The organism is Pseudomonas guariconensis (genome assembly GCF_040822035.1).
GTDB classification, from domain to species: domain Bacteria; phylum Pseudomonadota; class Gammaproteobacteria; order Pseudomonadales; family Pseudomonadaceae; genus Aquipseudomonas; species Aquipseudomonas guariconensis.
Map to the genome: position 1 here is coordinate 1555403 of NZ_CP162012.1, position 22137 is coordinate 1577539.

18 protein-coding genes are annotated in these 22137 nt (G+C 59.2%); 15 read left to right on the forward strand and 3 right to left on the reverse strand.

All coding sequences use genetic code 11. From position 1 onward, the window contains the following. The first annotated feature begins 5 nt into the window (after positions 1-5). From flgB to AB1N67_RS07145, 15 genes are all read left to right on the forward strand, one after another. Complete coding sequence (gene flgB, locus AB1N67_RS07075; RefSeq protein WP_043210926.1) at positions 6-413, forward strand: flagellar basal body rod protein FlgB; 408 nt, start codon at positions 6-8, stop codon at positions 411-413. Positions 414-415: 2 nt separating this feature from the next. Next, positions 416-859: a flagellar basal body rod protein FlgC gene (flgC, locus tag AB1N67_RS07080; protein WP_043210925.1), complete on the forward strand. Its 444-nt coding sequence runs from the start codon at positions 416-418 to the stop codon at positions 857-859. 15 nt (positions 860-874) lie between these two features. After that, a complete protein-coding gene (flgD, locus tag AB1N67_RS07085; protein WP_043210921.1) occupies positions 875-1579 on the forward strand; it encodes a flagellar hook assembly protein FlgD in 705 nt (234 codons plus the stop codon). 31 nt (positions 1580-1610) lie between these two features. After that, the gene (flgE, locus tag AB1N67_RS07090; RefSeq protein ID WP_043210920.1) at positions 1611-2966 is read left to right on the forward strand and encodes a flagellar hook protein FlgE; all 1356 of its coding nucleotides are present in this window, start codon (positions 1611-1613) and stop codon (positions 2964-2966) included. A gap of 73 nt (positions 2967-3039) precedes the next feature. Beyond that, positions 3040-3225, forward strand: a complete 186-nt coding sequence (locus tag AB1N67_RS07095; RefSeq protein ID WP_332770785.1) for a hypothetical protein — start codon at positions 3040-3042, stop codon at positions 3223-3225. Positions 3226-3404: 179 nt separating this feature from the next. Next, positions 3405-4145 (forward strand): flagellar basal-body rod protein FlgF, encoded by a 741-nt coding sequence (flgF, locus tag AB1N67_RS07100; RefSeq protein WP_043210915.1) that lies wholly within the window; start codon positions 3405-3407, stop codon positions 4143-4145. A gap of 48 nt (positions 4146-4193) precedes the next feature. Then, on the forward strand, positions 4194-4979 hold the full coding sequence (gene flgG, locus AB1N67_RS07105) for a flagellar basal-body rod protein FlgG (protein WP_043210912.1): 786 nt from the start codon (positions 4194-4196) through the stop codon (positions 4977-4979). A 32-nt stretch (positions 4980-5011) separates the two neighbouring features. Further along, positions 5012-5707, forward strand: a complete 696-nt coding sequence (gene flgH / locus AB1N67_RS07110; RefSeq protein ID WP_070092462.1) for a flagellar basal body L-ring protein FlgH — start codon at positions 5012-5014, stop codon at positions 5705-5707. Between the two features lie 11 nt (positions 5708-5718). Beyond that, complete coding sequence (locus AB1N67_RS07115) at positions 5719-6828, forward strand: flagellar basal body P-ring protein FlgI (protein ID WP_043210987.1); 1110 nt, start codon at positions 5719-5721, stop codon at positions 6826-6828. 12 nt (positions 6829-6840) lie between these two features. After that, the gene (gene flgJ, locus AB1N67_RS07120) at positions 6841-8001 is read left to right on the forward strand and encodes a flagellar assembly peptidoglycan hydrolase FlgJ (RefSeq protein ID WP_043210910.1); all 1161 of its coding nucleotides are present in this window, start codon (positions 6841-6843) and stop codon (positions 7999-8001) included. Between the two features lie 12 nt (positions 8002-8013). Then, entirely contained in the window at positions 8014-10059 is a 2046-nt protein-coding gene (gene flgK, locus AB1N67_RS07125; protein WP_367863627.1) for a flagellar hook-associated protein FlgK, read from the forward strand. A gap of 13 nt (positions 10060-10072) precedes the next feature. After that, complete coding sequence (locus tag AB1N67_RS07130; protein ID WP_367863628.1) at positions 10073-11641, forward strand: flagellar hook-associated protein 3; 1569 nt, start codon at positions 10073-10075, stop codon at positions 11639-11641. A gap of 68 nt (positions 11642-11709) precedes the next feature. After that, positions 11710-15279 carry a glycosyltransferase gene (locus AB1N67_RS07135; RefSeq protein WP_324723542.1) on the forward strand — a complete coding sequence of 1190 codons (3570 nt, stop codon included), beginning with the start codon at positions 11710-11712 and terminating at the stop codon, positions 15277-15279. A 246-nt stretch (positions 15280-15525) separates the two neighbouring features. Then, on the forward strand, positions 15526-18057 hold the full coding sequence (locus AB1N67_RS07140; protein WP_367863629.1) for a glycosyltransferase: 2532 nt from the start codon (positions 15526-15528) through the stop codon (positions 18055-18057). A 61-nt stretch (positions 18058-18118) separates the two neighbouring features. Continuing rightward, complete coding sequence (locus tag AB1N67_RS07145; protein ID WP_043210895.1) at positions 18119-18805, forward strand: glycosyltransferase; 687 nt, start codon at positions 18119-18121, stop codon at positions 18803-18805. A 226-nt stretch (positions 18806-19031) separates the two neighbouring features. Here the strand turns inward: AB1N67_RS07145 and AB1N67_RS07150 are convergent, their stop codons facing one another. The 3 genes from AB1N67_RS07150 to AB1N67_RS07160 are packed head-to-tail and all read right to left on the reverse strand — an operon-like array spanning position 19032 to position 22134. Next, positions 19032-19748, reverse strand: a complete 717-nt coding sequence (locus AB1N67_RS07150; RefSeq protein WP_256664373.1) for a WbqC family protein — start codon at positions 19746-19748, stop codon at positions 19032-19034. Between the two features lie 2 nt (positions 19749-19750). Then, on the reverse strand, positions 19751-20938 hold the full coding sequence (locus tag AB1N67_RS07155; RefSeq protein ID WP_043210892.1) for a DegT/DnrJ/EryC1/StrS aminotransferase family protein: 1188 nt from the start codon (positions 20936-20938) through the stop codon (positions 19751-19753). Further along, positions 20935-22134: an aminotransferase class I/II-fold pyridoxal phosphate-dependent enzyme gene (locus tag AB1N67_RS07160; RefSeq protein WP_043210890.1), complete on the reverse strand. Its 1200-nt coding sequence runs from the start codon at positions 22132-22134 to the stop codon at positions 20935-20937. Before AB1N67_RS07160 ends, AB1N67_RS07155 begins: the two co-directional genes overlap by 4 nt. Positions 22135-22137 lie beyond the last annotated feature (3 nt).

A 22137-nucleotide genomic window follows, 5' to 3' on the forward strand; every position in this document is an offset into this window, starting at 1 on the left:
CAGACATGAGCATCAGCTTCGACAAGGCGCTCGGCATCCATGAGCAGGCATTGAGCTTCCGCGCCCAGCGCGCCGAGGTTCTGGCCAACAACATCGCCAACGCCGACACGCCTAACTACAAGGCGCGTGACATGGATTTCTCGGCGGTGCTCGCCGCTGAAGCCGACAAGCAGCAGAAAGGGCGCATTGCCCTGGATCGCACCAATAACCGCCACATCGAGGCCGAAGGCCTGGCCATGGGCGACGATACCCTCAAGTACCGCACGCCGATGCAGCCGTCGATCGACCAGAACACCGTGGACGCCCAGATCGAGCAGTCCAACTACGCAGAGAACGCCATCGGCTTCCAGGCCAGCTTCACCCTGCTCAACAGCAAATTCAAAGGGCTGGTTTCGGCCCTGCGCGGAGAGTGATCATGTCCCTTGCCAGTGTCTTCAATATTGCCGGTAGCGGCATGAGCGCGCAGAACACCCGCCTCAATACCGTCGCTTCCAACATCGCCAACGCCGAGACTGTTTCCTCGAGCATCGACCAGACCTACCGCGCGCGTCATCCGGTGTTCGCCACTACCTTCCAGCAAGCCCAGAACGGCGCTGGCCAGTCGCTGTTCCAGGATCAGGGCGAAGCGGGGCAGGGTGTGCAGGTGATGGGCATCGTCGAGGATCAGAGCAACCTTGAGGCGCGCTACGAGCCCAATCATCCGGCGGCGAACAAGGACGGCTACGTCTACTACCCCAATGTCAATGTGGTGGAGGAGATGGCTGACATGATCTCCGCCAGCCGTGCGTTCCAGACCAACGCCGAGCTGATGAACACCGCCAAGACCATGATGCAGAAGGTGCTGACCCTCGGTCAGTGATAAGGAGTCAGGATCATGGCAGTCAACAGCACCGGCGGTGTGAACCTCAACGACGTCCTCGCGGCGTCGGGCGTCAGCACTGGCACCACCAAGAAGCCCGCACCCGAGAACACTGACAAGAACGCCCTGGGCAAGGATGCGTTCCTGCAGTTGCTGGTCACCCAGATGCAGCACCAGAACCCGCTCGATCCTCAGGATAACAGCGAGTTCGTCGCCCAGCTGGCGCAGTTCAGCAGTCTGGAAGGCATCACCACGCTCAACAGCACGGTCAATTCCATTGCCGGTGCCATGGGTTCGTCCCAGGCCCTGCAGGCTTCGTCGTTGGTGGGTCGTTCGGTGATCGTGCAGAACGATAAAGCGGTGGTCGACACCACCCAGAGTTTCAATGGCCAGTTCATCGTCCCGCAAGGTATCAGCGAGGCGAAGATCACCATCAAGGATAAAGACGGCAACACCATCAAGACCATCGAGTTGGGCCAGCAGAAAGCCGGTTACGCCGACTTCATCTGGGATGGCACCAATGACAAGGGTGAAAAGGTCGACCCGGGCACCTATAGCTTCTCGGCCACCACCATGGTCGATGGCAAGTCGACGCAGATGTACACCCTGCTGCCAGCCAAGGTCACCAGCGTCAGCATCAACCCCAATGGCGAGATGATGCTCAACCTTGCAGGGCTCGGGAAAGTTTCTCTGTCCAGCGTGCAAACCATTGGTATCTAAGGCCGGCTAGAGCGGCACAAGGAGCGAATTCATGTCTTTCAACATCGGTCTTAGTGGTCTGTACGCTGCCAACAAGCAGCTGGATGTCACCGGTAACAACATCGCCAACGTCAATACCGTTGGTTTCAAGTCGTCGCGCGCCGAGTTCGCGGACGTCTACGCAGGTGCCAACCGCCTGGGTGTCGGCAAGAACCAAGTGGGCAACGGTGTGCGTCTGGCGGCCGTCTCCCAGCAATTCAGCCAGGGTGACATCAACAACACCGGCAACGTACTGGACATGGGTATCCAGGGGCAGGGCTTCTTCGTGCTGTCGGACAACGGCTCGATGGTCTATACCCGTGCCGGTGCCTTCCAGACCAACAAAGACAACTATGTGGTCACCTCGGACGGCCTGCGCCTGCAAGGCTATGCCGCCGACTCGACCGGCAAGATCCAGAAGGGCGTGCTGACCGATCTGAAGATCGACACCTCCGCTCTGGCGCCCAAGGCCACGTCCCTGATCGACCAGGGCATCAACCTGAATTCCTCGGCCACCGACATTCCGCTGATGGTCGACGACGGTACCGGTACCATGGTGCCGAACAAGCCGTTCGATCCCTCTGACGAAACCACCTACACCAAGTCGTTCCCGACCAAGGTGTACGACAGTCAGGGCAACGAGCACACCATGGAGCAGTTCTATCGCAAGACCGGCACCAACCAGTGGACCATGTACACCCTGGTCGATGGACGCAATCCGTTCGACCCGGCCAGCACCACGCCGCTGAGCGGCACCATCAGCTTCAACAGCGACGGTTCGGTCAATGCGATGACGGCCAACAACACCGGCCTGCCGCCTGGTTCGTCGTTCACCGTGAACAACAACACCTTCACCATGACTGGCTGGATTCCGGCGTCCAAGGATGCTTCGGGTAACTGGGCTGCCAATGGCGCGGCGGGCAATGCCGGTGGCATGCGTCTGTCGATGAACAGCACCACCTCGTACAACACCGAGACCGCGCGTATGTCGCAGTCCCAGGACGGTTACGCCACCGGTATTCTGTCGAGCCTGAGCATCGATTCCACCGGTGTGATGTTCGCCAGCTTCAGCAACCAGCAGTCCCGTGCGATCGGTCAGGTGGCCGTTGCCAGCTTCGCCAACGAGCAGGGCCTGCAGCAGATCGGTGGCACCCGCTGGACCGAAACCTTCTCCTCCGGCATTCCAGGCATCGACGCACCCAAGACCGGTACCTTGGGTAGCGTGGAGTCCAACTCGCTGGAAGCCTCCAACGTCAACCTGACCCAGGAGTTGGTCGAGCTGATCAAGGCGCAGAGCAACTACCAGGCCAACGCCAAGACCATCTCCACCGAAAGCACCATCATGCAGACCATCATCCAGATGACCTGATGGTCGCTGGTCGGTCGAGTGCGCACGAACCCCTTTCCCGATAAAGGGGTTCGTCGTTTTCGAGGTAAGGCTCATGAAGAAATGGATCGTGACGCTCGCCGCAGCGCTGTGCCTGCTCCAGGTCCAGGCGGCTGCGGCGCCGTGGTGGCGCTGGGAGAGTCAGGCCGACGGGCGCCTGGTGTGTTCGCAATGGTCGCCGGGGGAGGGGTGGAAGCGCTTCGCCGGCCCGTACAACAACGCCGGTTGCCGCGAGCCGTAGCCAATTGCCGTCAGCGGCAAGATGGCGCCGGATATCCGGCGTTGCCCAATCCAAAGGCTTCCCTCAAAGCCCGTATTCACGGGCTTTTTCATGCTTTTCAAAAGTTGGTTCGGAACTTGCTTTAGTGCCTGCACAGCAACGTCGGCGGCAATCGCTCGTCAGTGCAGTGGAGAATGACTGTGGACAAAATGCTTTACGTGGCCATGACCGGTGCCAGCCAGAACGCGCTGGCCCAGCGGGCCCACGCCAACAACCTGGCGAACGTTTCCACCAACGGTTTTCAGCGCGACCTGGAGCAGGCGCGTTCGATGCCGGTGTTCGGTGACAGCTTTCCGGCGCGCGCCTTCGCCATGAGCGAACGCCCGGCCACGGATTTCACTGCTGGCGCAATGGTCGAGACCGGTCGCGAACTGGACGTGGCGGTCACCGGCGATGGCTTCATCGCCGTGCAGGCGCCGGACGGCAGCGAAGCCTATGTGCGCACCGGCAGTCTCAATATCGATGCCCTGGGCGTGCTGCGTGCCGGCAACGGCATGCCGGTGATGGGCAACGGTGGCCCGATCGCGATTCCGCCTGAGCAGAAGGTGGAGATCGGTGAAGACGGCACCATCAGCATTCGCGCCATGGGCGAGGACCCGCGGGTCATGGCCGAGGTCGACCGCATCAAGCTGGTCAATCCGGACACCAAGAACCTGACCAAGGGCCTGGACGGCATGATCCACACCAAGAACGGCCAGCCCGCCGATGCCGACGTCAACGTGCGGGTGGCGTCGGGCTTTTTGGAGTCGAGCAACGTCAATGCCGTCGAGGAAATGACCTCGGTGCTGGCGCTGTCCCGTCAATTCGAACTGCACGTCAAGATGATGAACGCGGCCAAGGAAGGCGATGAAGCCATGGCGCGTGTTTTGCAAATCGGCTAATCACTTTTGAACGGGTGCCGTAAAACAGGCGCACGAGGAGAACACTAAATGCTTCCGGCTCTTTGGGTCGCTAAGACCGGCCTGTCCGCCCAGGACACCAACCTGACCGTCATCTCCAACAACCTGGCGAACGTCTCGACCACCGGCTTCAAGCGTGATCGCGCCGAGTTCCAGGACCTTTTGTACCAGATCAAGCGTCAGCCGGGTGCTCAGTCGACCCAGGACAGCGAGCTGCCTTCGGGCCTGCAGGTCGGTACCGGTGTGCGCATTGTCGGTACTCAGAAGAACTTCCAGACCGGCAGCCTGCAGACCACCGAAAACCCGCTGGACATGGCCGTCAACGGTCGCGGTTTCTTCCAGGTCCTGCAGCCTGATGGCACTGTTTCGTACACCCGTGACGGCACCTTCCACCTGAACTCCGACGGCCAGATCGTCACCGCCAACGGTTTTGCCCTTGAGCCTGCGATCGTCGTGCCGCCGGATGCCCAGACCTTCACCGTTGGCCAGGACGGCACCGTGTCGATCACCACTGCCGGCAACCCGGCCGCGCAGATCATCGGCAACATCCAGACCGCCGACTTCATCAACCCGGCAGGTCTGCAGGCCATCGGCAACAACCTGTTCCTCGAGACTGCAGCCAGCGGCGCACCACAGGTCGGCACCCCAGGCCTGAACGGCTTCGGTACCACCCTGCAACAGACCTTGGAAAACTCCAACGTCAGCACCGTGGAAGAGCTGGTGAACATGATCACCACCCAGCGCGCCTACGAGATGAACTCCAAGGTCATCTCCACCGCCGACCAGATGCTGTCGTTCGTCACCCAGCAGCTGTAAGACCCAAGCCCGTTACACGTGAGGTAAGCGTCATGAATCGTCTGTTGTCCGTCTTCGCCCTGGGGGGCGCGGTGTTGTTGGCCGGTTGCGTCGCACCGACGCCCAAGCCGAACGACCCGTACTATGCGCCGGTTCTGCCGCGTACCCCGTTGCCGGCGTCGGCGGCCAACGGCTCGATTTATCAGGCCGGTTTCGAGCAGAACCTGTACACCGACCGCAAGGCGTTCCGGGTGGGTGACATCATCACCATCACCCTCAACGAGCGCACCTCGGCGAGCAAGAACGCAGGGTCTCAGATCCAGAAAAACAGCAACGCCAACATCGGCCTGACCTCGCTGTTCGGCACCACGCCGAACACCGACAACCCGTTCGGTGGCGGCGACCTGTCTCTGGAGGCCGGCTACAAAGGCGAACGGGCGACCAAGGGTGACAGCAAGGCCACCCAGGGCAACACCCTGACCGGTTCGATCACCGTGACCGTGGCCGAAGTGCTGCCCAATGGCATCGTCGCCGTGCGCGGCGAGAAGTGGCTGACCCTGAACACCGGTGAGGAACTGGTGCGCATCGCCGGCCTGATCCGCGCCGATGACATCGCCACTGACAACACCGTGCCGTCCACGCGTGTGGCCGATGCGCGCATCACCTATTCGGGCACAGGTTCGTTCGCCGACGCCAGCCAGCCCGGTTGGCTGGACCGCTTCTTCATGAGCCCGCTTTGGCCCTTCTGAGTCCAATGACCATGTTCAACCTAAGGCAGCTGATTGCCGCGACCCTGCTCCTGTCCTGCGCGTTCGGTGCTCACGCCGAGCGCCTGAAGGACATCGCCAGTATTTCTGGCGTGCGTACCAACCAGTTGATCGGCTATGGCCTGGTGGTGGGATTGAACGGTACGGGTGACCAGACCACCCAGACGCCGTTCACCCTGCAGACCTTCAACAACATGCTGTCGCAGTTCGGCATCAAGGTTCCGCCAGGGTCGGGCAACGTGCAGCTCAAGAACGTTGCAGCCGTGTCGGTGCACGCCGACCTGCCAGCGTTCGCCAAGCCTGGCCAGGTGGTGGACATCACCGTCTCCTCGATCGGCAACTCCAAGAGCCTGCGCGGCGGCAGTCTATTGATGACGCCGCTCAAGGGTATCGACGGCAATGTCTACGCCGTTGCCCAGGGCAACCTGGTGGTCGGGGGCTTCGATGCCGAAGGCCGCGACGGCTCCAAGATCACCGTCAACGTTCCGTCGGCTGGCCGAATTCCTGGCGGTGCCACCGTCGAGCGCGCCGTGCCGAGCGGTTTCAACCAAGGCAACAGCCTGACGCTGAACCTCAATCGTCCGGACTTCACCACTGCAAAGCACATTGTCGACAAGATAAACGACATGCTCGGCCCAGGCGTGGCCCAGGCCATCGATGGTGGCTCGGTGCGCGTCACCGCACCCATGGACCCGAGCCAACGCGTGGACTACCTGTCGATCCTGGAGAACCTGGAGATCGACCCGGGCCAGGCCGTGGCCAAGGTCATCATCAACTCGCGTACCGGCACCATCGTCATCGGCCAGAACGTCAAGGTCTCGCCGGCGGCGGTCACCCACGGCAGCCTGACCGTGACCATCACCGAAGACCCGATCGTCAGCCAGCCTGGACCGTTCTCCAATGGCCAGACCGCTGTAGTGCCGCGCTCGAAGGTCAATGCCCAGCAGGAAGCCAAGCCAATGTTCAAGTTCGGCCCGGGCACCACCCTGGACGAGATCGTGCGTGCGGTGAACCAGGTGGGCGCGGCGCCCAGCGACCTGATGGCGATCCTCGAAGCCCTGAAGCAGGCCGGCGCCTTGCAAGCCGACCTGATCGTGATCTGAGGACGCCAGCCCATGAATTCCAAGAGCCTGGTTTCCGGACACGCCGACAGCGGTGCCTACACCGACCTCAACCGCCTGAGCTCGCTCAAGCACGGTGACCGCGACAGCGATGCCAACGTGCGCAAGGTGGCCCAGGAGTTCGAGTCGTTGTTCATCAGCGAGATGCTCAAGGCCTCGCGCAAAGCCAGTGACGTGCTGGCCGACGACAACCCGATGAACAGCGAGACGGTCAAGCAGTACCGCGACATGTACGACCAGCAGTTGGCCGTGAGCATGTCCCGCGAGGGTGGCGGTATCGGTCTGCAGGATGTGCTGGTGCGTCAGCTGTCCAAGAACAAGCCTGCGCCGGTCAACACCAGCCCGTTCCCACGTATCGAAGGGCATGCCCCGGCGCTGTGGGGCAGCAAGGTGGCCGAGCCCATGCATTTCAGTGAGACGGCCGGCACCCGCAATGATGTGGCCGCGCTCAACTCGCGGCGCCTGGCGCTGCCAGGCAAGCTGACCGACCGTTTGCTGGCCGGCATCGTGCCGTCGGCGACCACTACCAATACCGCTGCTGTGCCGGCCCGTGAAGGTCAGCAGGTGGCCAGTGCTGCCCGTGCCTTCGCCGCGCCGGATGGCACGCGCATTCTTGGCCGCGCTGTGGCCCAGCCACCACTTGCGCCGAAGAAGGCCTTCACCGACAGCGACCAATTCGTCGCCACCATGCTGCCGATGGCCGAACAGGCCGCCAAGCGCATCGGTATCGACCCCCGTTACCTGGTGGCTCAGGCCGCCCTGGAGACCGGATGGGGCAAGTCGGTCATGCGCAATGCCGACGGCAGCAGCAGCCATAACCTGTTCGGCATCAAGGCCACCGGCAGCTGGCAGGGTGGTCAGGCGAGGGCGATCACCAGCGAGTTTCGTGGCGGGCAGTTCGTCAAGGAGACTGCGGCGTTCCGTTCCTATGATTCCTATCAGGACAGCTTCCATGACCTGGTCAGCCTGCTGCAGAACAATGCGCGCTATCAAGATGCGGTGAAGTCGGCCGATAACCCGGAACAGTTCGTGCGAGAGCTGCAGAAGGCCGGGTATGCCACTGACCCCAACTACGCCAGCAAGATCTCGCAGATCGCAAGACAGATGAAGTCGTACGAGAGCTACGCAATGCTCGGTACCACAACGAAACTTTAAGGGTTTGGAACCATGGCGAGTTTGATCAATATTGGCATGTCGGGCCTGGGCGCCGCGCAGTCGGGGATGTACACCCTGGGTAACAACATCGCCAACGCCGATGTCGACAGTTATTCTCGCCAGCAAATCGTGCAGAAGACCAAGGGCTCGCAGCAGTATGGCCAGGTCTTCATCGGCAGTGGCACTACCTTGGCCGATGTGCGCCGGGTGTATAACGCCTTCCTGGAAAACCAGCTGCGCACCACCACGTCGCTGTCGAGCGACGCCGCTTCCTACCTGAACCAGATCACCCCGCTGGACACCGCCCTGTCGAGCGCCGATACCGGCATCACCGCTGCGCTCAAAAGCTTCTTCGGCGCCATGCAGGACGCCTCGGCCAAGCCCAACGAGGACGCCTCGCGCCAGCTGCTGCTGACCAGCGCCCAGACCCTGGCCAAGCGCTTCAATACCCTGTCGGCGCAGCTGAACCAGCAGAACACCAATATCAACACCAACATGGCCTCGATCGCCGACCAGGTGAACAAGCTCACCGCGACGATCGCCGAGTACAACGACCAGATCTCGCGGATCTCGGCCGTGCAAGGCCAACCCAACGACCTGCTCGACCAGCGCGATGGCGCCGTGCGCGAGCTGACCGCGTTGATCGGTGCCGAGGTGGTGGAGCGCGAAGGCAACTACGACATCTATCTGAAGAACGGCCAGGCGCTGGTGCTGGGCAAGACCACCCAGACCCTGGGCGTCGAGCCGAGCCAGACCGATCCGACCCGCATGAACCTGGTGCTCAATCGCGGCACCACCAAGATGGACATCACCAACAGCACCACCGGCGGCGAGCTCGGTGGCCTGCTGCGCTACCGCAAGGAGACCCTCGACCCTGCGCTCAACGAGCTGGGCCGCGTGGCGCTGGTGGTGGCCGATGCCATCAATAGCCAACTGGCCCAGGGCATCGACAAGAACGGCGAGTTCGGTGCGATTCTGTTCGGCGACATCAACAGCGCCAAGGCCATGAGCGAGCGCAGCGTGCCCAAGCTGGGCAACAGCGCAGGCTCCGGCAACCTGGATGTGAACATCAAGGACACCGGCAAGCTCACCACCAGCGACTACCAGGTGACCTTCACCAGTGCCACGGCCTATACCGTGCGCAAGCTGCCCGAAGGCACCGAGATGGGCTCGTACGATCTTACCGACGACCCAGCCCCGGTGATCGACGGCTTCACCTTGTCGCTCAAGGGCGGTGCGTTGAGCGCCGGTGACAGCTTCAAGATCACCCCGACCCGCAATGCCGCCGCGAGTATGGAGTCGGTGCTTACCGATCCCAACCGCCTGGCCATGGCCGCGCCACTGACCAGCACCAACGGTGCGGGCAACAAGGGCACTGGCGCGGTCACCCCGCCGACACTTACCTCGGAGCTGGACATCTACGATGCCGCCCAGCGCGCTGACCTGCAGACGGGCCTTAAGTATTCGACCCCGGTCAAGCTGGTTTTCGGTGACGACAGTACCTCGCCGCAGGCCTACACGATGTACGACGCCAAGGGCAACGCCATCGGCAGCGGCACCATCATCCCGGGTCAGGAAAACAAGCTGCAGCTCTCGGTGCCGATGGTCGATGGCAGCGGCAACCCGATCATGGACGGCGCCACCCAGAAGACCTTCACTTTCGAAATGAGCGTCTCCGGTGCGCCGAAAAGCGGTGACAACTTCACCGTGTCGCTGACCGGCGCGGGCTCTGCCGACAACCGCAATGCCCAGTCGGTGCTCGGACTGCAGACCAAGGGCACCGTGGGCGTTGGCGCCGACGGCAAGGGCATCAGCTTCACCGACGCTTACGCCAAGCTGGTATCCAACGTCGGCGGCAAGACCGCCCAGGCCACCATGGATGGCAATGCCACCAACGCCCTGCAGCAGTCCGCGCTGGACGGCCGCAACTCGGTGTCGGGCGTGTCGGTCGACGAAGAGGTCGGCAACCTGGTCAAGTTCCAGCAGTACTACACCGCGTCGTCGCAGATCATCAAGGCGGCCCAGGAAACCTTCGCCACCTTGATCAACAGTCTTTAAGGAGCCGTAGACCGTGCGCATCTCCACTTCGCAGTTCTACAACACCAGCAGCGCCAACTACCAGCGCACCTTCTCCAACGTCAACAAGACGAGCCAGGAGGCCAGCGACTTCCTGCGCATCCGCACCGCCGCCGACGATCCGGTGGGCGCTGCACGCCTGCTGCAGCTCGAGCAGCAGCAGAACATGCTGGAGCAGTACAGCGACAACATCGTCAACGTGCGCAATGCGTTGGGGACTGCTGAGAGCACGCTCAATGCCATTGGGACCATTTTGCAGCGGGTCAATGAACTGGCGATCAGTTCCGGTAACGGTGGTTTCACTGACGCCGACCGTAAGGCCAACGCGTCTGAATTGGCCTCGCTGGAAGACCAGCTGTTTACGCTGATGAACAGCAAGGACGAGAACGGTAAGTACCTGTTCTCCGGATCCAAGGGCGACACCCCGCCCTATGTGCGCAATTCTGACGGCACCTACACCTACCAGGGCGACCAGGGCAAATTGAATCTACAAGTGGGCGACATGCTCAGTCTGGCGGCCAACGAGACCGGCTACGACGCGTTCGAGCAGGCGCTGAACACCAGCCGTAGCGAGACCCACCTGACAAATCCGGCAATCGACGATGGCCGTGTCAGCCTGTCCAATGGTCAGGTCTCTGGCAGCGCGACCTACAACGACCGCTTCCGCAGTGGCGAGCCGTACAGCATTCAATTCATCAGTAGCACCCAGTACAAAATTCTTGATGCTGGCGGTAATGATGTGACTTTGGAGGCAAGCCAAGGGGGGGCATTCAAGCCCGATGGCGAAAACACTACCATCAGCTTCCGCGGCGTCGATTTGCGTCTGAAGATTTCTTTCCAGCCGGGTGACGAAGCAAACCCGGACGCCGCTATCGCCGGTCACACGTTCAGTCTGAGCTCCAAGGAAGACTCCATTGCCGGTACCCGTAGTCCTGGCAACAGTTCGACAGCCCAGATCACCGACGCAAGCATCAGCGATCCAGCTGTTTACAAGGCGGCCTTCCCGGGAGGCGGCGCGGTGCTGAAGTTCACCACCGCGACAGACTTCGAGCTGTACTCGGCGCCGGTAACGGCAGGCAGCCGGCCGATCTCCACAGGCACCTTATCGGGTACCACTGCCACTGCCGCTGGTGTGAGCTTTGAGTTGTCGGGAGCGCCAAGTGCCGGCGATTCGTTCGCGGTAAAGGTCGATACGCATCAGACTCAGAACGTCCTCGATACCATCAGTCAGCTCCGTACTGCACTGAATACACCACAAGACAGCGACCCGGTGGCCCGGCAGAACTTCCTGGCCTCCCTGGATTCAGCTGTTGGCAACATCATCAGCGCAACGAACCAGGTCTCTTCGTCGATTTCCTCTATCGGTGGTCGTGGCCAGGCGCTGGATATTCAGGCCGAGACCAACGAAGCGCTGAGTACCGAAAATCAGAAGACCCAAAGCTCAATACGTGAAAGCGATCCTGCCGAGGTGATGCTGCGTCTTGAAATGCAAAAGAATATGCTGCAGGCATCGCTACAGTCATATGCCAAGATCGCAGGGCTGTCGTTGGTCAACTACATCTGATCGAACCGCAAATTTCTGTTCTGACAGGGGTGAGTCTTCCGAGCGGTCACCCCGCTGAGTGAGCACGCGTGAAGGCACAACCTCTCGTCACTATTGCCATTCCGGCATTCAACAGTGAGTTCTTCTACGGTGCTCTCAGCAGTGCCATCGCCCAAGACTACCCGAATTTGGAAATAGTCATCTGCGACGATAGCGCCAATGGCGACATCGAGGCGTTATGCGAAGCGATCGCCAAGACCACCACCGTGCCGCTGCGCTACCTTCGCAACCCGAGTAATCTGGGGTACGCCCATAATTTGTTGGCGTGTCTGGCGCAGGCGCGTGGCGAACTGATCAAGTTCCTTTGCGACGACGATAGTCTGTTGACCACATGCATCACGCAGCAGGCCCAGGTTCTGATCGATCACGCCTCGGTCAGCATGGTGAGCAACCAGCGCTTGCTTTGCGATGCAGATGATGTGCTGCTGCCCTCGCGTATGCTCAACTGGTTGATTTCATCCAACAGCGCGGTATTACATGGAACCGATCTGCTCGATTGCGTGGCCGATAATGCGATCAATCTGTTCGGTGGTATCAGCCATGTTCTGTTTCGTCGGGCACAGGTCGAAGCGTACCTGGCGACACTGGTGCAGGAGGGAGGTTTCCGCGCACGGGTGGATATGGCGCTTTACGTTTGCTTGTTGCGGCGAGGACACCTGTGCAGCCTCGCCCAGATATTGAGTCTGGAAAGGGTACATCCGGGGCGCTTGAGCCATCGTGTATCCATGACCGAGGCGTCCAAGGTGGAAACCACCTGGCTGCTGCAAATATTGCAAGCACGGACAAGCGAATCTGCACCGGCCAAAGGCTGGGTAAGGTATTTGCCGTTGCAGGACTTCGGTAATGACCCTGAGCACGCTTGGGAAGAAATGAACCTGCGCAGCGCTTTCGCCGAGCAGATGGATGACTTCAAGCTGCAGGTTGGTACCGACAGTCTCAGCTTCGCTGAGGTGTATTCGCAGTGGTTGGCGTGTCGTACCCTATCCGAAGGCCAGTTGGGCCTGCTGTCCAGGCGGATCGAGCAGTGGCCACATCGGCCACGTATTCTGGTGGTGGTGTTCGGTGAGGGCTCTGATCAGCTTATGTTGGGCTCAACGCTGGATAGCCTGGCGACCCAGTCTTTTCCCGCTGGCCGTATTTGCGTTGTGGGAGCAGCCGATTCAGGCTCGCCACGATCAGGCGTCGAGTACCTGAGACCGCACACCCAAGAAGGAGCAGTGCTCAATGCCCTTCTGGCCGATGACGAGCAGTCTGACTGGGTTTTTCTCCTGCAAGCGGGGGATCGGCTGCACCCCCAGGCCTTGCTGCTCATGGCTGAGCGCATGGCGTTGCGTGCAGACAGCCTCTGTCTGTATACCGATGAGGGAGCATACGACGGGCGCGTATCTTCCGACCCAGTGTTCAAGCCAGATTTCAACCTCGATTTGATGCGCAGCCAGCCCTATGTTGGACGCCAGTTGGCGTTCAAGTGCGACGCGGTACGGGAATTGGGTGGATTCGATGAGCGGTTTGCGCGTCTGGGTACTCACGACCTTCTCTGGCGGATGGTCGAAAGCCATGGTGTGCACGTGGTGGAGCATATTGCTGAATTGCTGGTGCAGAGTCAGTACACCTACCGCGATTGGTTGGCAGACCCGCGATGCCAGGCCGAGGCTTCTGTGGTGGTGGAAGCGCACTTGCAGCGGTTAGGTGTGGCGGCTCGGGTGGAGGCCATTCCCGGCAGCATGATGTCGCGTATCCACTACCAACACGCTTATACGGCGGGAGTTTCAATCCTGATTCATGCTGGTGATGACGTACTCGCTTTGCAGCGTTGCGTGGAGTCGCTGTTTGAACATACTCGCTACGACGCCTACGAGGTCTTGCTAATCGCCAATGGAAGTGAGCCGGTCGAGGTGCGTGATTGGTTAGATGCGATGGGGGCATTGGGCGGTGCCTCGCTGAGGGTGGTAGAGGTTCAGGCCCAAGGTCGCGGGGCGAGCCTGAACCAGGCTTGCGAGTATGCACGTGGCGAATTCTTGCTACTGCTCGATGTGGGCTGTATCGCATTCGACGGTCCGTGGTTGCAGGAATTGATGCTCCACGCGCAGCGTCCCGAGGTTGGGGTGGTCGGGCCAAAGCTGTTCGGTCAGGATGGCGGGATCGCCTCCGGAGCTTTGGTTCTCGGTTTTCGTGGACCGGCGGGTAACCCATTCCAATGGAGGGCAGCGGCCTCGAGCAATGACTTGGACCGGCTGAACCAGGTGCAGAACTGGAGCGCGTTGAGCCTTGACTGTTTGTTGGTTCGGCGTGAACTGTTTCAGGCACTACATGGCCTGGATGTGCAAGCAATGCCCCACGCCTGGAGCGATGCAGATCTGTGCCTTCGGGCACGTGAGCAGGGCTTTCTGGTGGTCTGGACCCCCTACGCCAAACTGGCTAGCGTCCTTCCACGGATGCCGGTCGGGATAGACGAGGCTGCACAGGCGCAGGGCCAGCAGGCGTTCTATGAGCGATGGTTGAGTAAGGTGGCCAACGACCCGGCCTATAACCATAACCTGAGCCTGAATCTGATCAGTTTCAATCTCGAGCCGGGTGTCCGTGGCGGTTGGGACCCTTTCATCGCCAAGGCAGCGCCATCGGTATTAGCGGTGGCACGCAATACTTCGGGCGTAGGTCATTATCGGGTCATTCAGCCGTTCAGCGAGCTCGAGCGTGCCAGTTATATACAAGGGCGCCTCACGTTCAAGATGCCAAACCCGATCGAGCTGGCGCGGGAAAAAGCGGATGCCTTGATTATGCAGTACCGCTATTCACCCAGTGATATCAAGCGCTTGACTGAACTCAAGCAGGTATGTGACACGCGCTTGATCTTTGAGCTCGACGATTATGCGATCGACCCGCCGAAGAAAAACGACCATGCGCGTAACCAGCCCAGCAATGTGCGTGAAATGCTCGGTAAGGCTATTGGTTTGTGCGATCGCCTGGTCGTATCCACCGAGCCGCTGGCTGATGCGCTTTCGAGCTTCCACCACGATATTCGGGTGGTCCCCAATATGTTGGCTGCCTCACTGTGGGATGGGCTGCGCAGTGATCGTCAGACCAGCGCAAGGCCACGAGTCGGTTGGGCGGGGGGAACCAGTCATCGGGGCGATCTGGAGCTGATGCTCGGAGTCGTCCAGGCCTTGGCCGACCAAGTTGACTGGGTGTTCTTTGGTATGTGCCCACCGATGTTGCAGCCGTACATCAAAGAGTTTTACCCCAACGTACCCATGGCGGAGTACCCGCAGAAGCTGGCCAGTCTCAATTTGGATCTGGCGCTGGCGCCGTTGGAGCAGAACCTGTTCAACGAATGCAAGAGCAACTTGCGTCTTCTGGAGTATGGAGTGTGTGGTTATCCGGTGATCTGCACGGATATCAAGGCATATGCAGGCTATTTGCCGTGCACCCGGGTCAAGGACAACACCACTGAGCAATGGCTGGCGGCGATCCGCATGCACCTTGCCGACCCGCAGGCGAGCTATCGCCAAGGCGATGCCCTGCGCGAGGCCGTGCTGCGTGACTATGTACTGACACCGCACCACGTGCAGCATTGGGCCAATGCCTGGCTGGCAGACTGACCTTCCGCGCATGACAGAGCTAGCGCTGAACCCCTAATTTGAAGCAGGTGCTATATGAACGTAACCGCCAACGGCTCCCGCAGTGACGTAACGGTCATCTTGCTCGGTCAAGAGCAGGCCGATTATCGTGAACGGGCGCAGCACTATTACCAGCGCGCCGGTGTGCCGTGCCTGGCACTGGCGCCGATACAGGGCGCCAGCAGCGCTGCGCTGTTTTGCGAGCGCCTGGGCCAGGTGTTGCAACGGGTGGATACCCCCTTTGTCGTCCTGACACTGGATGCCGACTTTGTGTTGCCTTGCGCCTTGGACAACGCTGCCGCTTGCCTGCAGGAGTCTTTCGAGGCGCTGGGGGCTCAAGGTTATGCGCTGGGCTATGTTGCCGGTGATGCCCGGGTGGCGTATCACAAGCTGGGTTCGGCAGTGAAGCCTAAGACAGAGGATAGTCCCCAGGCGCGTGTAAGGCAGTATGGCACTGCTGCGCAACAAGCCTGGCGTGCGGTGGTGCGAGTGCCTGCATTGCAGGTTGCATTGTCGATGTTGCCCGATACGCTGGCTCTGGATTTTGCTGGGTGGCGGGTGGCGCTCTCCTATGCGCTGTTGGCGCAAGGGGGGGTTGCACGTCTTGAGCAAACTGATGTGGTATGCGAGTACCCTGCCACCACGCAGTCTGCCGTTCGCCGTGAAGAACAGTTGTCGCATACGGTGCGGGTGCTGCGTCAGTGGGATGCGGCGCAGGTGAAGCTATGCAGCGACGACTTCGCCTTGCTCAATGATTTTGTCCGCAATACCTACGAAGTGGTTGAGGAGCCGTTGCTGTTCACTTCGCCTTGGGCAAGTGTCCTCGATCAACCCACGCGAGTGTTCGAGCAGCACCAATTCGTCGAGCTGCCGTACTACAACATGGCAGTTTTCCACGAGTTGTCGGCCCTGGAGTTCCTCTGCCATGCCTGGCCGGCTGGCGAGCGGCAGTACCGGGCGCTGGAGGGGAGCTGGGTGCGCCAACGAGAGCTGTTGCAGACCTACCCGAACGATACGCCGCAGAGCGCTCTGCAACGATATTGGCAAGCCCTGAGTCTTGGCCTATTCAATCGCGAGGTATGCCAGCGTCTGGTGGATTCACTCGATCCGGTCAGCGATGCGGATGCTGTGCGGGAACTTGCCGACTGGCTGTCGCGTCTGGCCGAAGTGCCGTCCATGCGATTGGAGCAGGGATTGGCCGTCACGCCGTCCGGCCAGGTACTGAAGATGCTCGAAGCGATAACCCCAACTTCGGTAGCCCGTCAGCAGGTATTAAGACATCTGATGAACGAGGGCGTACCACAGATTGCGTTTGTCGTACTCGACCTGGACGATGACGACTTGGCCCTGCAGACTACCTTCGACAGTCTGCTGGCCAGTGGCATAAGACATTTCAAGTTATTGGTACTGAAGGCTGGTAAACCGTCGGTGATCACCACTGTGCGAGACACTCTGCATTTCATTCAGGTGACGGCGGACAATTGGGTTGCCCATCTCAACCAAGCCGTGCGGCAGTTGCCGAGTGAATGGTTGATGTTGGTGCAGGCGGGTGAGCAACTACTGACCGGGGGGCTGCTGCACCTTTCGAAAGAGTTGCGCCAGGCGCATGGCTGTCAGGCCATTTGTGCCAACGAAGTTCAACGCGATGAGCAAGGTCGTCTGCGATCAGTGGTGCGTCCAGGCGCAGACCTGGATCTGCTCCGTGCCCAACCTGGGATGATGTCGCGACACTGGCTGTTGCGTCGTCAGGCTGTGCTCGATATCGGAGGGTATAGCGAAACCTGCCCACACGCGCTGGAATTCGACCTGTTGTTACGTCTGGTAGAGACACATGGCATGAATTGCATGGGCCACTTGGACGACTTCTTGGTGTTGGGTATAACCCCCCCTGAGGCATTAGTCGCACAAGCGCTCAAGGCGCTCGAACGGCACCTGGGACAGCTGGGTTATCACGCTCTGGTTAGTGACCGCGGCGATACCGGGTTGCACGTGGACTTCCGGCATAGCACGACTCCTTTGGTGAGCATCCTGCTGGTCAGCGATAACGCCGCATCCGTGCAAGCCTGCCTGACCAGCGTCTTGCAACGCACACGCTACCCCCGTTACGAAGTTCTGATGGCTTGTGCCGGGCGAGAGCAAGGAGACGACAACGGCGTCGGGCAGCGCTTGAGTAATCGTGTACGTCTGTTGACCGGCGAGCCGGGTGCATCGCGTACCGCGTTGCTGAACCTGGCGGCCAGTCAGGCACAGGGTGAATATCTGGTACTGCTTTCGGAGCAGTGTGAGGTGATTGCTCCTGCATGGCTAGAAAGCTTGCTCAACGAGGCTCAACGCCCAGAAGTCGGGGTCGTGGGGGCTGGCCTGTATTCAGCAGATGCAACGGTAGCGCATGCTGGTTACCAATTGATCAAAGGCCCACAGGTTCATTCCCCTTGGCTGGGTGTTGGCGCGCAATGGCAGCACGTAGCGCATGGCTGCGCCGCTGTGTCTGGCGCTTGCATGATGATAAGCAAAGCGCTGTTCGAGCAATGCGAAGGATTGCAGGCGGTACCGGGTGCGGATATCGACTTGTGCTTGCGTACGCGTGAAGCAGGGCTTTCAGTGGTTTGGGCGCCGATGGCGCATGTGCGCGGCGTGCCGCTGACCGATGCCGACGCGGGGCAGTCGTTGGCCGAGCGTTGGCCGCAGGCTTTCGGCGAACGGGCCTATGACGAGCAATGGGATGAGCAGACCGGGTTGGCATGGTTGAACGACTTTTGACGCATTCTCGACTCGGCTGAGGCCTAGATCATTCAATTAACCCGGCAGTTAGAGTGCCTATATGAAACCTATTCGAATCGTTTGCGGCACCCGTCTTTCCAAGCAGGATTTTGCAACGCAGAGCGCGCTAGGCCGCTCGCTTGTGTCCAATTATGACAGTTGCCCTGTCGAGATCCGTTTGTTTGCCGAAAATACCCAGGGGCTTTCAACGATTTATAACCAAGCCATTGAGGAAGTCCGGGATAATCCGGCCATTCTCGTGTTCGTGCATGATGATGTCTACCTGTGCGACTTCTTCTGGCCTGATCGCTTGCGCGAAGGGCTGGCCACCTTTGATGTCATTGGTCTGGCTGGCAACGTTCGGCGCGTTCCGGGGCAAGTGGCCTGGTTGTTCGTTGATGATCGTTTCACCTGGGACGAGCGCAGCAACCTCACGGGTCGAGTAGGGCATGGCAAGGGTTTCCCTTGTGCGATCTCGAATTTCGGGCCCGCGCCGCAGCCGTGCAAGTTGCTCGATGGGTTATTCCTGGCCGCAGACAGCGATCGTCTGCAGCAAGCCGGCGTGCGTTTTGACGAGCAGTTCCCGTTCCACTTCTACGACATGGACTTTTGTCGGCAGGCCGAACGCAACGGTCTGAGCATGGGGACTTGGCCGCTGAGCGTGGTTCATGAAAGTGGTGGTGCATTCGGTTCGCCAGCCTGGCGTGAAAATCTTTATCGTTATCGGCTTAAATATTGCGAAGTCTAGAGCTTTATGAAATGTATTCGCGCGAACGCTAAATAGGAGTGAAACGGAGCTAGGAAGCCCAGCGTACTGAAGTGCATGACATACCGGGTCGGTTTCAACGCAGCAGTAGGGTCGAGTGCGGATACATTTCAGACAGATGCTGGGGCTGGACAACCTTGAACCTGACGTTGGTTGACGAGTTGATGACAAGTCGCTGCGTCGAGCAAGCGCGTGGCAAAAAGACATTTTATTGCGTGATCTGGGCGTGGCTGTTGAGTAGCTGCACGATCCGCTCAGGCGCATTCCACATCATGACATCCAGAATCGACAAACCTGGCTCGAAGACATAAGGACTGGTGTCATATTGGACGTTAGAAAATTGCATGAATTCTAGCTGGATATCCAGCTGGGCAAAATCCTGAGTATCAAATAGTGCACGTCCATTGACGGGATTGAGATAGGCCCCGGCGCCCAGCTGTCGACAGATTTCTGGCGCCCACCCGCCCGGCTTGCTGACTGAATGTAAGTCTAATCCCAGCTCCGAGCATACTCGATAGTTAAAGGGCAGCCCGAGATATTCGCACACTGAGGCTAGCCCTGCGATATTGAGTTGCACTAATGAATTATCTTTGGCACGTGCAAATGCCTGCGAAACAAGATCCATAACCGTTTCGTAATAGGGCGCCCTGCGACGATAGTGACTGAGTTTTCCCGATACACTACGCTGGGTAGCCGTGAGATCGTTGACGTGCACTTCATGAGTCAGCAGCGTGGTCGACGAGGTTATCAAGGGAGCGCTGATGTAGTTCCAGCCATTTTGTGGATGCAGTACCCGGTTACGATTCATCCATGAGCGCGGTGTGTACTGTGTGACATCGAACACTATCCACTGGTCGGTATGGGCAATCAGCGCAAAATGCCCTAGATAAGGAAAAAAATAAGGTTGCATGATTCCCAGTCTCATACTCACCTCCTCAAAATTTCGGCCAGTTTCTGCGCCTGGTGATGGGCTTGGCAAATCACATCAACGATGCGCTCTGCGCCGTACACATCGAGGGTCTGTCCGATAGGCAGTTGCAGGGTTCGCTGGCACAGAGCATCGGTTACCGGTAAGTCCGGTTGTATCTCCGCATTCTTGTAGGGAGGGCAATGGTGCACACCTGGTGAGAAGTACCGTCTGGCCAGCACATTCTCGGCGTGCAACACTCTCTGCAGTTCATCTCGCGTCAAGCCAAAGATAGTAGCCTCCACCTCGCAAACCACATATTGGTAATTGGTTCGACTGACCCGTTCAGGTTGCAGCAAATGGATACCCGGCACATCAGACAAACCAGTTCTATAGACTTCAAACAGTTGCTGGTTGCGCTGGAGTATCTGCGGAAATTTATTCAGGCTCAACAAGGCGATGGCGGCCTGGGCTTCTGACATACGTCCATTGGCTGTACGACTGACCGGCACTGGATGCCCAGCGCCATAGCTGCTACGAATGTTGCGCAAGCGTGCCGCGAGTTCGTCATTGTTGGTACAAAGGCAGCCGCCCTCTGCGGCACTGAATACTTTTGTGGCATGGAAGGAGAAGACCTCGAGTTCGCCCGTCCCTCCCACTGGCACCCCTTGAACCTCGCAGCCAAAAGCATGAGCTGAATCAAAGTACAAGCCAATGCTTCGCCGTTCACAAAGCTCAAGTAGAGCCTGCTGATCACACACATCCCCCCACAGATTGACAGCCAGAACCGCACTGACGTCCTCATCATTGATCAAGCGCTCGACGTGAGTCGGATCAATCTGGTGGGTGAGAGGATCGACATCACAGAACAGCGGCTCCACGCCAGACCACGTCAGCGACTGCGCTGTTGCAATAAAGGTATAGGCAGGCGTAATGACCTTTCCCTTTAGCGCCAGTGCGTCGGCTGCCATCATCAAGCCGATGGTGGCATTAGCCACGCAGATGACATGACGAACACCCAGACGCTGCTGTAGCTCAGCTTCCAGCTGCTGTACTAGTGGACCCTGATTTGTGTAGTACTGGCGTTGAAAAATCCCGCGCATGGCTTCTACATAATCGTCCCAGTCCGGGAAGTAGAGTTGGCCCACAGGCAGAGGCTTCGTAAAAGCGGGCTGACCGCCCAGCATGGCAAGCTTGTGGTTATTCATACAGTCAGCATCTCTTGAATAGGCTCGGCTTGCTCAGCGACAAAGCGCATTAAACGACACACTTTGACAATGTCATCTTCATTTACGAAATGGCCGCACGGGAGCAGTAGGTAGCGCTCCGCGAGGTATTCAGTCTGTGGCAAGGGGCCTGCCAAAACAGGATAACCGTAAGATTTCATGTGCAGTGGAGGGGAGTAATAGGCTCTGGCCAGTATCTGTTCGGCATTGAGTAAACGTAGGGTCAACTCACGCGGTAGAGGCCAGTCATCAAGCAGTTCGATTAAGATATTTTTGAATCCGCAGCGTTCGGTCTCCTCGAAGGCCACCATACGAACCCCGGCAAGTCCTTCCAGTTCTCGTTGATAGATCCTATAGCGCTGGCAATTATCCGCTACCTCTTGGTCCAATTCGTCAAGCCCTGCTAGGGCCATGGCGGCATGCACCTCATTGAGTTTGGCGTTCATGCCAAGCTCGACGACATTGTCTGGGGTATAGAATCCGAAACCACGCATGGCCAGTAATCGTTGCGCCAACTCGGCGTTGTTGGTGGTGACGTAGCCTCCTTCAAAACCATTCAGCAGTTTACTGGCATGCAAAGAGAAACACTCTGCCACGCCGAAGCTGCCCACTTTCCTGCCATTGAAGGTTTCATAGACAGACTCGACAGCATCGATGAACAGTGGCACTCCAGTCTCTAGAGAAAGTTGTTCAAGCGATATCACATCACAGCAGTTTACGATCGGGTGTACCCCAAGTATAAGCGCCGTGTCGTCGTTGACATGTGGGCGTGCCATCCGCGCACTGATGGCCAACGTATCGGTTTCAACATCGCAAAAGCGGGGTGTCAATCCTGCCCACGCTGCTACATCGGCCATACGGCGGTAGGTCAACGAGGGCATGAGCAATTCTTTTCGTCCAGGCATTGCCAGTGCGCGAATGGTCAAAACCAGCGCCCAGAATCCACTGCAGAACGTGATGCAATACCGGGTTTGGTGGAAGTCCGCCAATCGCTGCTCAAGCATCTGCACGACTGGACCGTTGTTAGTGTATTGCTGCGCCTCATAGAAGATCCGAGAGTACCTTAGAAAACGATCAAAGTCTGGAGCAACCAAGCTGGAGGTCGAACGTGGAGTATCAAACAGAGGGCTTGCTCCGAACAGGGCCAAGTCCGCGGGGGTGTGCTTAACTTTTTTCAATTG